Annotated in this window: 13 protein-coding genes; 6 read left to right on the top strand and 7 right to left on the bottom strand. The window is 72.6% G+C overall.

The genetic code is table 11. The features are described from left to right. Positions 1-116: 116 nt before the first annotated feature. Positions 117-776 carry a 50S ribosomal protein L11 methyltransferase gene (locus RIN75_RS15930; RefSeq protein WP_309112700.1) on the top strand — a complete coding sequence of 220 codons (660 nt, stop codon included), beginning with the start codon at positions 117-119 and terminating at the stop codon, positions 774-776. A gap of 44 nt (positions 777-820) precedes the next feature. On the opposite strand, the gene RIN75_RS15925 is transcribed toward RIN75_RS15930, so the two are convergent. After that, positions 821-1,870: a CapA family protein gene (locus tag RIN75_RS15925; RefSeq protein WP_309112699.1), complete on the bottom strand. Its 1,050-nt coding sequence runs from the start codon at positions 1,868-1,870 to the stop codon at positions 821-823. Positions 1,871-1,972: 102 nt separating this feature from the next. Here RIN75_RS15925 and RIN75_RS15920 point away from each other — a divergent pair, with 102 nt between their 5' ends. Then, positions 1,973-2,332 carry a response regulator gene (locus RIN75_RS15920; protein WP_309112698.1) on the top strand — a complete coding sequence of 120 codons (360 nt, stop codon included), beginning with the start codon at positions 1,973-1,975 and terminating at the stop codon, positions 2,330-2,332. Here RIN75_RS15920 and RIN75_RS15915 read toward each other — a convergent pair. From RIN75_RS15915 to RIN75_RS15900, 4 genes are read right to left on the bottom strand one after another with little or no spacing between them, the layout of a single operon-like run. After that, entirely contained in the window at positions 2,314-2,961 is a 648-nt protein-coding gene (locus RIN75_RS15915; RefSeq protein ID WP_309112697.1) for a response regulator transcription factor, read from the bottom strand. The genes RIN75_RS15920 and RIN75_RS15915 overlap by 19 nt on opposite strands. Continuing rightward, positions 2,958-4,730 carry a histidine kinase gene (locus RIN75_RS15910; protein WP_309112696.1) on the bottom strand — a complete coding sequence of 591 codons (1,773 nt, stop codon included), beginning with the start codon at positions 4,728-4,730 and terminating at the stop codon, positions 2,958-2,960. The genes RIN75_RS15915 and RIN75_RS15910 overlap by 4 nt, the downstream gene beginning before the upstream one ends. Positions 4,731-4,775: 45 nt before the next feature. Next, the gene (locus tag RIN75_RS15905) at positions 4,776-5,336 is read right to left on the bottom strand and encodes a hypothetical protein (RefSeq protein ID WP_309112695.1); all 561 of its coding nucleotides are present in this window, start codon (positions 5,334-5,336) and stop codon (positions 4,776-4,778) included. Then, positions 5,333-6,595 (bottom strand): hypothetical protein, encoded by a 1,263-nt coding sequence (locus RIN75_RS15900; RefSeq protein WP_309112694.1) that lies wholly within the window; start codon positions 6,593-6,595, stop codon positions 5,333-5,335. Before RIN75_RS15900 ends, RIN75_RS15905 begins: the two co-directional genes overlap by 4 nt. A gap of 249 nt (positions 6,596-6,844) precedes the next feature. On the opposite strand from RIN75_RS15900, the gene RIN75_RS15895 reads away from it, so the two are divergent. Both RIN75_RS15895 and RIN75_RS15890 read left to right on the top strand, forming a co-directional pair. Further along, positions 6,845-7,882 (top strand): hypothetical protein, encoded by a 1,038-nt coding sequence (locus RIN75_RS15895; RefSeq protein ID WP_309112693.1) that lies wholly within the window; start codon positions 6,845-6,847, stop codon positions 7,880-7,882. 38 nt (positions 7,883-7,920) lie between these two features. Further along, entirely contained in the window at positions 7,921-8,778 is an 858-nt protein-coding gene (locus RIN75_RS15890; protein ID WP_309112692.1) for a glycoside hydrolase family 16 protein, read from the top strand. 39 nt (positions 8,779-8,817) lie between these two features. On the opposite strand, the gene RIN75_RS15885 is transcribed toward RIN75_RS15890, so the two are convergent. Continuing rightward, positions 8,818-9,045, bottom strand: a complete 228-nt coding sequence (locus tag RIN75_RS15885) for a hypothetical protein (RefSeq protein WP_309112691.1) — start codon at positions 9,043-9,045, stop codon at positions 8,818-8,820. A 535-nt stretch (positions 9,046-9,580) separates the two neighbouring features. On the opposite strand from RIN75_RS15885, the gene RIN75_RS15880 reads away from it, so the two are divergent. Further along, a complete protein-coding gene (locus RIN75_RS15880; RefSeq protein WP_309112865.1) occupies positions 9,581-9,784 on the top strand; it encodes a cold-shock protein in 204 nt (67 codons plus the stop codon). Positions 9,785-10,242: 458 nt separating this feature from the next. On the opposite strand, the gene RIN75_RS15875 is transcribed toward RIN75_RS15880, so the two are convergent. After that, the gene (locus RIN75_RS15875; RefSeq protein WP_309112690.1) at positions 10,243-10,416 is read right to left on the bottom strand and encodes a hypothetical protein; all 174 of its coding nucleotides are present in this window, start codon (positions 10,414-10,416) and stop codon (positions 10,243-10,245) included. A 527-nt stretch (positions 10,417-10,943) separates the two neighbouring features. On the opposite strand from RIN75_RS15875, the gene RIN75_RS15870 reads away from it, so the two are divergent. Beyond that, a partial coding sequence (locus RIN75_RS15870; RefSeq protein WP_309112689.1) for a DUF5994 family protein occupies positions 10,944-11,328 on the top strand: 385 nt, incomplete at its 3' end.

The raw sequence follows: 11,328 nt of genomic DNA, 5'->3' as shown, positions 1-11,328 counted from the left end.
CCCACATGCCCCCAGAACAGATCCGCTCCGCGGTGACCGACCTCGCCACGCGACTGTCCACATAGGACAAAGATGAGCGCTTGACACGGAGACCGGGCGTGACATGAGATCACCTCGTGGACATCACGGAGATCGAGCACTGGAACGTCGTCGGCCGGAAACTCGCGGTCAGCGAAGGAGTCCACCGACCGTCCACGTTCTCGGCCCTGCTGGCCGCCACCCTGACCGACTGCCGGAACCTGGTCGTGGTGGACGCCGGCTGCGGCGCCGGCCTGGCGACCGTGGCGGCCCTGGCCGCGGGCGCTCGTCACGTCATCGCGCAGGACTACGACCCGGCGGCACTGGCCGACACCGCCCGCAACGTGACCGACGTACTCGGCCCGGAAGCCCGACGCCGACTGACGCTGTGGGAGGCGGACTGGACCATGCTGACCCCCATGAAGGCCGACCTGCTGGCGGTCAACCCGCCGCAACGCCCTTCGTCCCTGCTCCCCGACGTCCCCGAGGACCAACGCCACCTCCACTCCGGCGGCGGGCCGGACGGCCTGGACGGCATCCGCACCGTCCTGTCCCACGCCGGCGCACACCGAGTCCGCACCACCGCCAACGCGATCCTGAACCTGACCGAGGCGTCCACCCCCGGCTGGTCCGCACCGCGCAAGGTCGCCGGCGCCGATCTCCCCCTGGACCCGTCCTGGCGGAGCGTCGTGCCCGACCTGCGTGGGCGGGTGGACGTCTGGGAGTTCCACCGATCGGACACACACCCACAGTCCTGACGCCCCCTCGGGCACCACCTTCACCGCGGCACCCGCGCGACCGGTCAGATCAGCTCGACTTCTGCCCCCAGCACCGATCGCAGGTGTCGGGAGTCCTCCCCTGACGCCTTGTGCAGCCGCATCCGACGGGCACGCACCGCCGCCACCCGCAAGCGGAGCAAGCGGCCGGTTTCGGGGTCGAGAGTCGGGAAGTACAGCGCGCGCAGGTCGTCGCGGAACTGTTCGTAGCCGCCGATGCCCTCGTAGTCGTTGACCAGGTCGCCGCACCCGTAGAGCACGAGCTTGCCGCGGTAGACCTCGCACCGTCGCGGGTGGTGCGAGGAGTGGCCGTGGACGAGGTCCACGCCGTGCTCGATCAGGTGGTGGGCGAAGTCGACTTGGTCGTCCGGGATGTCGTAGCCCCAGTTCGACCCCCAGTGCACGGAGAACACCACGACGTCGCCCGGCCGCCGCTCGCGCCGCACGACCCCCGCGATGCGCTCGGCCGTGCCCGTGGACAGGTCGGGCAGGAACGCCACACCGGCCCTGCCGGGGCCTGCCGCCCACTCCCGCGGCACACCGCTGCACCCGCTGCCGAACGAGAACACCAGCACCCGGCCCCCGCCCGCCGCGACGACCGCGGACCGTTCGGCCTCCGCCACGTCACGCCCCGCGCCCGCCGTCCCGACCCCCGCCGCGTGCAGCGCGTCGAGGGTGTCGGCCAGGCCCCGGCGACCGAAGTCCAGCACGTGGTTGTTGGCCAGCACGCACACGTCCGGCCGGACCGCGGTCACGCAGCCGAGGTTCTCCGGGGTCATCCGGTAGTGCACGCCCTTGCCCTTGGCCACGTCGTCGCTGCGGGTGACGGCGGTCTCCAGGTTGAGCACGCGCACGTCCGGCGCGATGTCGTCGACCACCCGCAGCGCGTCGCCCCACGGCCAGGCGAAGTCGACCGGGCGGGGCACCGGGCCGTTGGCCTCCTCCGCCAGCCCGACGTAGCGGCGGGCGTCGCGGACGTAGCGCTCCCACAGCCGGGGGTCACCCGGGTGCGGCAGGATCTGGTCGACGCCCCGGCCGGTCATCACGTCGCCCGTGAGGAACAACGTCAGGTCCACACGTGCTCGGGTACCCGCCGACGGGAGCCTCACCGCGGGATTGCGACGAATCCTCAGGGTTCGCCCTGATGCGCACGCGGCGGTGGGTGGCACTATCGGGTGATGGGCCGGACGGCGTTGATCGTCGACGACAGCGCGGAGTTCCGCGCGGTCGCGCGGGTGCTGCTGGAGGCCGGCGGGTACCGGGTCTGCGCGGAGGCGGCCACCGGCGAGGACGCCGTGGCGCGCGCGGTGCGGGAACGGCCCGATGTCGTGCTGCTGGACGTGGGGTTGCCCGACCGGGACGGGTTCGACGTGTGCCGGGAGGTGCGGCGGCGGGTGCCCGACAGCGTGGTCGTGCTGTGCTCGGTGCGCGACGAGGAGTGCTACGGGGACGCGGTGGCCCGGTGCGGCGCGGCCGGGTTCGTGGCGAAGGCGGCGCTGACGGCGGAGGCGGTGACGGCCTACGTCGAGCGCAGGTAGGTCAGGACCGCCAGCACGCGGCGGTGGTGTTCCGCCTCGGTGGCCAGGCCGAGGCTCTGGAAGATGCTGCGGATGTGGGTCTCGACGGTCTTCGGGGTCAGGTGCAGGCGGTCGGCGATGGCCTGGTTGGACCAGCCTTCGGCCATCAGCGCCAGCACCTCGCGCTCGCGCGGGGTCAGGTCGGCCGACCCGTCGCGCCGGCGCGTGGCGAGCATGAGCGACACGACCTCCGGGTCCACCGCGCAGCCGCCGCCCGCCACGCGCTCGACCGCGGCGAGGAAGTCCTTGTCCGACACGCGGTTCTTGAGCAGGTAGCCGACGCCGGTCGCCTGCCCGCCGACGAGCGTGGCCAGGTGCGCGGCCTCCAGGTACTCCGAAAGCAGCAGGACCGCCACGCCGGGGTGCCGGGCGCGCAGCCAGACCGCGGTCTCCAGCCCTTCCAGCCGGCCCGCCGGCGGCATCCGGATGTCCACCACGGCCAGGTCGGGGTGCAGCGCGGACACCATGTCCCGCAAGGACTTCCCGTCCTCGGCCTGGCCCACGACGTGGTAGCCGGCACCGGTCAGGTACTGGGCGAGCAACTGCCGGAACAACGTCATGTCGTCGGCGAGCACCACTCGCTTGGTCATCGCTCCTCCAGGGGCAGCGCGGCGTGGACGACCGTGCCACCGGCCGGTCCGCCGCGGATCTCCAGCGTGCCGTCGAGCGCGCCCACCCGGTCCCGCAGCCCGACCAGGCCGGTGCCGCCCGCCGGGTCCGCGCCGCCGACACCGTCGTCGTGGACCGACACGTGCAGCGTTCCCGGCTCGCACCGCACGGCGACGCGGATGGTCTCGGCGCGGGCGTGCTTGAGCGCGTTGGTGACCGCTTCGGCGGCGACGAAGTACGCGGTCGCGGCGACCGGCGCGGGCAGGTCGGGCAGGTCCGCCGCCTCGACGTCGACCGGTCGCGGCGACCGCGCGGCCAGGGCGCCCAACGCGGGCACCAGGCCGGCCTCGGTGAGGACCGCCGGGTGGATGCCGTGGGCCAGCTCCCGCAACGCGGCCAGCGCCTCGTCCAGCCGGGCCGCGCACTGGTCGAGCCGGTCCGCGAGCACCGGGTCCCGCTCGGGCAGCTCGTCGAAGCGGTGCCGCGCCATGCGCAGCATCAGGGCGAGCACCACCAACTGCTGCTGGGCGCCGTCGTGCAGGTCCCGCTCGACCCGCCGCCGCTCGTCGTCGGCCGCGCTGACCAGCCGCGCCCGGGACGCGCGCACCTCGGCGAGCCGTTCGCGGGCCTCGACGGCGAGCCGTTCGTTGTCCAGCACCAGCGCGGCGAGCGCGGCCACCGCCTCGGCGGTGCGGACGTCCTCCCACGGCACCTCCGTGCGCGACAACGCGCCCAGCGGACGCCCTTCGCGGTCGCGCAGCACGGTGCCCGCGCTGACCAGGGCGCCCCGGTCGTCGACGAACCCGCCCGCGTCGGGCCGCCAGCGGCCCAACCGCAGCGAAGGGTCGCGCAACGCGACCGCCAGCGTGTCCCGCAGTCCCCCGGTGGCGTCCGGGCGGCCGGCCGCGATCAGCAGGTCCGCGATCACCGCCCGGCGCGGGCGCGTCCACAGCGCGCCGGCCAGGAACGCCAGCGGCCACGCGCAGAACGCCACCCGGTAGACCGGCGCCAGCACCGGGTACAGCGAGTGCCGCCCGCCCACGGCGCTGCCCGCGAGCGCCGCGATGCCGCCGATGAACGCGATCAGCAGCACCGGCGCGAGCGCGGCCCTGAGACCCGGGTCCGCGGCGCGGAAGCGCCGCACGAGCGTCAGGACGACACCGGCCGCGATCAGCACGCCGACGGCGTCGAGGACGTCCGTCGCGGTCGCCAAGAGATCGGGGCGGTCGGCCGCCAGCAGCAGGTTCTCCGGGCGGTGGAAGTCGGTCGAGTCGTAGGTGAGCACGCGCAGCGCGGTGTAGCCGTAGACCACGGCGTAGGTGGTGGCGGTGAGGACCCTGGCGGCGGTGGTGGGCAGCCGGCCGTGCGGGAACGCCAGGACCAGGTGCACGATCGCGGGCGTCGAGGCGTGCACGAACAGCAGGCCGGCGCTGAAGACCGCCGGGTCGGTGGACAACTGGAGGTCCTCGGCGAAGAACGCGACACCGACGACCATCATCAGCAGACCGGTGCGGTTTCCCGGGCGGCGCAGGTGCGTCACCACTCCCGCCAGCAGGAACAACGACCCGCTCAGCCCGCTGAGGACCGTGTCCGACCACGGGTGCGAGCCGTCCGCGACCTTGAGCGTGACCGCGACCGCGCCGATCACCACGCCCACCGCCGCCAGCAGCACGACGAGCAGCGGCGTCCATCCGCCGTCGCCACGACGGGCGCTGTCCATGACCACCTCGGTGCCGGTCGGCGGTTCCACCAGAGGAGTCGTCCGACCGGCCGGTTTCGTTTCGCGTCCGCACGGTCACGGACAGGTGGTCGCGGGCGCGGTCGCGGGTGCCGTCGTGGTCGGGCAGGGCGGCGGCGGTCCCGGTTCCGGTTCACTGGTCGCGATGATCACGACGACCGCGAGCAGCACCCCGGCCGCCGCGACGGGCAGCGCGAGCCACCGCCGCGACCGCTGCGACCGCCGCCGCACCGGCACGGCCACCGGCTCCGACCACTCGACAGCGAACCCCTCCTCGTCCGCCAGGAACCGCCGATAGGTCTCCAACGCCACCGCCCGGACCCGACCCATGTCCACTTCGGACGGTTCCACGCGCTCGCGGCTGACCACCCCGTGCAACAGCCGCAACGGCCGGCTGTGCTCGTCGGACGGCTCCCCGCCGATGTCGGCCTCGGTGACGCCGTACTCCTCCCACACCACGCGCACACCCCGCACGGTGGCCACCTGGACCCCGGACGCCGGACCCACGACGTCCTCCAGCACCCCGTACTCCTTGCGCAGCAGCGGCGGCGCGAGCAGCACCGAGTACCCACGCCGCCGTCCCCGCGCGATCAGGAACGGCCACCCCGTCGCCGTCACGGGGCGTCCCCGCGCAACCGCGAGGCGGGCAGCCGGCCCTCGAACACCGCGACCTGGTCCTGCAACCGCCGCACCACCCGGCGCCGGGCCTGGATGAACTCCTCCGCCCAGCGGTCCGCCTCGTCCAACGCCGACAGCCGCTCCTGGTACCCGGGATCCGGTTCGGCGCGCGACTCCAGCAGCAGCGCCAGCCCCGCCGCGGTGAACCCGCCCGCCGTGGCGGCGACGGCCTTCGCCGCGCGCTCCGCCACGAACGCGGTGAGCGTCCGCAGCGCCTCCGCGGGACCGACCCGCAGCCGGCGCTGCGCCTCGGCCATGATCGCCTGCCGGGTGCGCACGTCCACCGCCAACTCCACCTGCTGCAACACGTCCGGGACGACGGCGGACAGCACGAGTTCCACGTTCGCGGGCTGGAACCGGCCGTCCGGCCGCTTGCGGACGGTGTCGCCGTCGAGCACCGCGAAGTCGTGGCCGACCGCCGTGACCGGGATCAGCCGCACGACCCGCCGCGCGCTGTGCACGGTGACCAGGTCGCGGAACCCGTCCACCTCCATCAGCAGGTCCCGCACCATTTCCAGCCGCGTGTTCTCGTCCTCGTGCAACTGGTCGAGCACGTCCCACTTGGTGATCACGAACGCGATCGGCGCGCGGACGGTCAACATGCAGTGCACCATCGCGTCGAGGGTCGTGTGCAGGACCGACAGCCCACGCCGATCACCCTGGTGCGCCTGCAGGACCCGCAGTCCGTCGATGATCCCGATCAACGCGTCGGCTTCGGGTACCGCAGCCAGGAGTTGTTGCTGCGCGGTCGATCCCGGCGCGTCCGGGTCGGTGAGCAGTTCCCCGGGGTACTCCAGGTACCCGATGTCGAACACCGTGGCCGCGCGGTCGCCCACGGTCGTCATGACACCGAAGTCGAACTCGCGCATGTCCTTGCGCGTGGTGCCCGCGGGCCACCCGGTGTCGCTGCCCGCCACCTCCCGGTACCACCGGTTCAACTCGATCAACTGGTCGAACGGCACCTTGAGGTGGAACCCGCGGTCCCCAGGCGACTGGAGCTTGCGGTACATCCCGGTCAACAACACCGTCTTCCCGGACCCCTGCACCCCCAGCGCCACCACCCGCAACCGCGGCACCGGCACCTCCCCCGAAACCGCCCGCCCCTGCCCCTTCCGCCGCCGCCCCTTCACCACGACCAGGACGCCTAACGCCACCAACACCACCACGACAACCAGGCCCACGACATCTCCCACTGCCACGACAGCAATCGTCGCCCCGGCAGGCACGGAAGTAATCAGGGCCAGCCCTGATCCCGCATCTCGACGGGGACGCCGAGGGTCGCGAACCCGATCACCGGCCGATCGGCAAGCGGCACGGGGTCGGTTCGGACTCTCCGCACGGCCGCCGGAGACCGGCATCGCGGAGCAGCACGACGGCCGGTGTCGCTGTGGGGCAGCGAACACGCGGCGCCGATCACACCGACCGGGCGCACCGGTAACGTCGGAGGCATGACGTCCGAGGGGGAACCGGGCGGGTGGCGGCCCGACGCGCCGCCGTTGACCTCCGCGCAGGCCGAGCGGTGGTCCGCCGCGTGGCCGAGGTGGGGCTGCCTGCTCCTCGTCGTGTGGGCCGTGGCGCTCGTGGCGGTGCTGGTGGCGGGCGGCTCGACCAATCCGCTCGTCTGGGCCGTGCCCGTGCTGCTGGCGTGGCGGCTGGAGGTCGGCGCGGTCGCCGCGCTGCTCGCCGCCGCGTGGTTGTTCGACGACCCGGTGTCGCGCACCGTTTTCGGCGTGTTCGCCCTGGTGTGCCTGGCGGCGCTGGCGGTCCGGCCGTGGTGGGCCCGGCGCCAGCGGCGGGCGTTGGGCGAACTGCCCGTGGTCGTCGCCGGTGTCCCGGAGGACGGCAAGAGCACCCGCACGACCGGGCTCCGGATCATCGTGCTCTGCCTGTGCGCGATCGTCGCGGGCGTCCTGTGGTGGCCGTGGGGACCGGCCGGGACAGCCGTGCCCGGCTACCTGGCCGCCGTTATCGCGGTCCGTGAGATCTCACTCAGGGTGCGCGGCCCGAGGCTCCTGATGACACCCCGCCGGGCGGTCGGCGTGCTGGTCCGCCTCGACCCCGGCGGCCGCGCCATCCTCTTCACCGCCGACCGCGCGGTGCGGCGGGTGGGCTGGCTGAGCGTCGCCGAGGTGCTCCACCACCCCGACGACCCGACACCCGCCGACTTCCTCGGCGACGCCGACCGGGTGCCGCGAACCCTGGTCCCGGCCACGGCCGTGGGCGACCTCCGGCACAACGGGTACGTCGCCGTGGTCGCCGACGACTTCGTCCTGCTCCCCGCCGACTTCCTCGGCGACGCCGACCGGGTGCCGCGAACCCTGGTCCCGGCCACGGCCGTGGGCGACCTCCGGCACAACGGGTACGTCGCCGTGGTCGCCGACGACTTCGTCCTGCTCCCCGCCGGCCCCCTCTCCGCCGACGACACCGAGGAGGTCGCGGTGCCGCCGGGCCTGGTCGACGGCCGCCGCTTCTCCGGTCTCGGCTGACCGGGGACCCGAAACGCCCTTGGCCACTGCACCGGGCCGTGGTCCAATGCGGCGAGAGCCGCCGGTCGAGAGCCGGCCCGGGGCCGGAAGGGTGGACAGCCATCGACACCGTCGGACAGCGGTACCAGCTGGCCTTCGAAGACACCTTCGACGGCACCACGCTCGACACAGGCAAGTGGCTGCCCCACTACCTCCCGCAGTGGAGCACCCGCGAACGCTCCGCCGCCCGCTATCGCATCGCCGACGGCGAGCTGCGCCTGCGGATCGACGAAGACCAACAACCGTGGTGCCCGGAATTCGACGGCGCGCTCAAAGTCTCCTCTCTCCAGACCGGTGTCTACTCCGGCCCGCTAGGCAGCCGCATCGGGCAACACCGCTTCACCGACGCCGCCGTCGTGCGTGAGGAACAACGGCCGCTGCGCCTGTTCACACCCCACTACGGGCGCTTCGAACTGCGCGCGAAGGTCAGCGACGACCCCGCCACGATGGCCGCGCTGTGGATGATCGGTTTCGAGGACGAGCCACACCGTTCCGCGGAGATCTGCATCATGGAGGTCTTCGGCCGCGACGTCCACCCCGACCGCGGCGTGATCGGGATGGGCCTGCACCCCTTCGGCGACCCGACCATCGCCGACGACTTCGCCAAGGTCGAAGTCCAGGCAGACCTCCGCGAGTTCCACGTCTACGGCGCCGAGTGGACCCCGGAGCAGGTCGTCTTCCACTTCGACGGCCACCCGGTGCGCACCGTCGCCCAGTCGCCGGACTACCCGATGCAGTTCATGCTCAACATCTACGAGTTCCCCGACCAGGTGTCGGATCGTCCGTACCCGAAGGAGTTCGTGGTGGACTGGTTCCGCGCGTACTCCTCCGTCGAAGCACAGTCCACAACGGACTGAACCCGGGTCCACCCGGCGGTCGGGCGCGTGCCGAGGGCGTCAGCGGTTCGAGGAGGGGAACTTGCCGCCGCTGCTGCCCAGCGCGATGAGGTCGGTGTACTGGTCCTGCCACGACCGCTCGGTGGTGAGCAGGTCGGCCAGGCGTTGCGCCCACGCGACGTCGATCGGCGTGGGCCGACCGGTCAGGTGGGCCTCGGTCTCCGCGCGGGCCTTGAGCCATTCGGACAGCGTGGGATCGAGTGCTGGACCACCGGCGTTCTCCGACATGTCCAGAACAGTACTGCGCCGATGACGCCCGCGCGTGCTTCCATCCGGTACAGTCGGCCGGGTTGGGCACGAGACGCCGGCACCCCGCCGTTGCGGTACCCAACCCAGTCCGGTCCGCGCGACGTCGACCGGAGACGGGAGCACCGGCTTGCCGCCGGAGAATCGACCCACCTCCGCACCGCCTCCCCCGCCCTGTCCACCGGGCGCCTCGCCGTCGTCGCACGACAGCCACCCCGCCGTGGGCAAGGAGTTCTCGATGACACCTCCGGGACAGCCGAGCCGGTCACGCGTCGTGGCCGGGAGCTTCGCCGCGGCGCGGGCCGCCGAGGACGAAGCCCAAGCCGCGCAACGCACCCGGGCCGCGCTGACCGTGGCCGGCCACTCGCTGGACCCGGGCGACTGCGTCGAGCTGCTGTCCATGTTGGGCCTGCCCGACCCGGACACCCGCTTCGAAGCAGGCGCGTGGGACCGGCACCCGAACCGTTCGCCCCGGGACGTGCACGACACGTCCCGACCAGCAGAAGGAGCATGTCTCATGACGCAAGGAACCGTGAAGTGGTTCAACGGCGCCAAGGGTTTCGGGTTCATCACCCCGGCGGGCGGAGGGGCGGACATCTTCCTGCACCACTCCGAGATCCAGGGCTACGACTTCCACGGCGTGGCGGACGGCCGCCCGGTGGAGTTCGAACTCGGCGAGGGCCGCAAGGGCCCGCACGCCACCTCGGTCCGGGTGCTGTAGACCCCGGCGTCGCGGGCGGGGACCTCCTCGCCCGCGGCAGGCTTTGTCAGCTCCGGCCGGCCGGCTGCGGCGCCTGGAAGCGCGGCATGGGGACAAGGCTCGTTCCCGGACGAACAGCCCGGCTCTCCTCCGCGCCGGGGTGGCTGAAGACGACGAGATGGTCGCGCTCGATGTCGCGCTCCGACGATGTCACTGCATTCATTGAAATTCCTTGAGTTCGGGGTTGTCGCGCGTGCGGTCAACGCGAAAGTGTACGTTTTCCGAGCTTGTGCGTTTCCGCGTGGCCGCCGTCCCGGATCGGGTACGACTTGCGCCGGCGGCAAGCGGGAGGGAAACCTCAGGTCGGACGACCTGGTGAATCGGAGCAACACGGCTCCTCAGTTTCCATGATAGCCCATCGCCGCCGACCACGAACGTCCCGGACTCGTGACCCGCCTCTCCGGAGCAGGCGGTGTGCGTCAGGCGCGACCGCGGACGCCGGGCCGGAAGGGCGGTCGGCCGCGGGTGTACCCGGTGCCTCCGGCGTCGGATCGGGCGAGGTCGTGGGCGAGGGTCGGGGGTTCGCGCAGGACTTGGCGCGCGGAGCCCGGGGTGAGGCCGTACGGGGAGACGTAGCTGCTGCTGGTCGCCATGGTTGGACCTGCTGTCCGATCGTCCTGGCGGTGACGGGAAACCTGAATTCCACCGTGACCCGATACGGCCAGCCTACACCTCCGCCGGAATTTTCGCGGCGTTCGATTTTTCTCATGATTCTCAGCAGAATCTCAGCGGAAATCCGCCGCGGTGGCGTAACGTTGACCTGGTCGAGCAAGTCCGTGCGTCGTGCTCGACGAAGAGAGCCAGACCGGCCGGACCACCCGGCCGGGGACGGCACACCCCGTGTGAGACCGGAGCCGCCCACCGCCACCCCACCGGCCACGATGGCCGCCGAGCAGCATCGACCGAAGTCGGACGAGGCGCTCACCCAGGGGGCACGTCGGCGAGGCGGGCGAGCCCGGCCGGAGGACCTGTCCACCGAACTGCCCCACCCGTGGGCAGTTCGGCTGGTCCTCGAGTGTCCACTTCGGTCTGTCGCATGTCGACGGTCAAGCAGGCTCCGCCTTGGGCGCACGACGACATCCGGCGCGCTTTCCCGCCCGCCCGAGGAGGACCCGCTTCCATGACCACCGCACCGCTGTCCCCCGAACCGGTCCGCGCCGCACCGCGGCTGACGATGAAACCCCTCGCCGCACGAGGTGGTGCGGTCGACGGCGCCTGGTGGCCCCGGTCGACCGACGCCATGACGGAGTTCCCGGCGCTGATCGCGGAGCTGGGCGCGGACGGCGGGATCCGCCGCGTCTCCTACCACCTGGCGTCCTGGGACCTCCCCGACCGCACGCTGGAGGTCGGCGAGGTGGTGGTGCGGATGGAGGGCTTCCACTCCATCCAGCCCGACACCGTCACCCTGGTCAATTCCGACTACACCCGCATCCGGCTGCTCGTGGTGCCGCCGGGCACGCCCGGTGGTGTCGCCCGGGCGGTGCTGCGGTCCGCGGCGACCGCGA

It is taken from the genome of Saccharothrix sp., assembly GCF_031180885.1.
Taxonomy (GTDB): Bacteria; Actinomycetota; Actinomycetes; order Mycobacteriales; family Pseudonocardiaceae; genus Actinosynnema.
This window is presented reverse-complemented; position numbering and strand designations above follow the sequence as displayed.

Excerpts from the sequence above, each read along its gene's own strand:
- RIN75_RS15920 (WP_309112698.1), top strand. The coding sequence starts at position 1,973 with ATGGGCCGGACGGCGTTGATCGTCGACGACAGCGCGGAGTTCCGCGCG.
- RIN75_RS15915 (WP_309112697.1), bottom strand. The coding sequence starts at position 2,961 with ATGACCAAGCGAGTGGTGCTCGCCGACGACATGACGTTGTTCCGGCAG.
- RIN75_RS15895 (WP_309112693.1), top strand. The coding sequence starts at position 6,845 with ATGACGTCCGAGGGGGAACCGGGCGGGTGGCGGCCCGACGCGCCGCCG.
- RIN75_RS15885 (WP_309112691.1), bottom strand. The coding sequence starts at position 9,045 with ATGTCGGAGAACGCCGGTGGTCCAGCACTCGATCCCACGCTGTCCGAA.
- RIN75_RS15880 (WP_309112865.1), top strand. The coding sequence starts at position 9,581 with ATGACGCAAGGAACCGTGAAGTGGTTCAACGGCGCCAAGGGTTTCGGG.
- RIN75_RS15875 (WP_309112690.1), bottom strand. The coding sequence starts at position 10,416 with ATGGCGACCAGCAGCAGCTACGTCTCCCCGTACGGCCTCACCCCGGGC.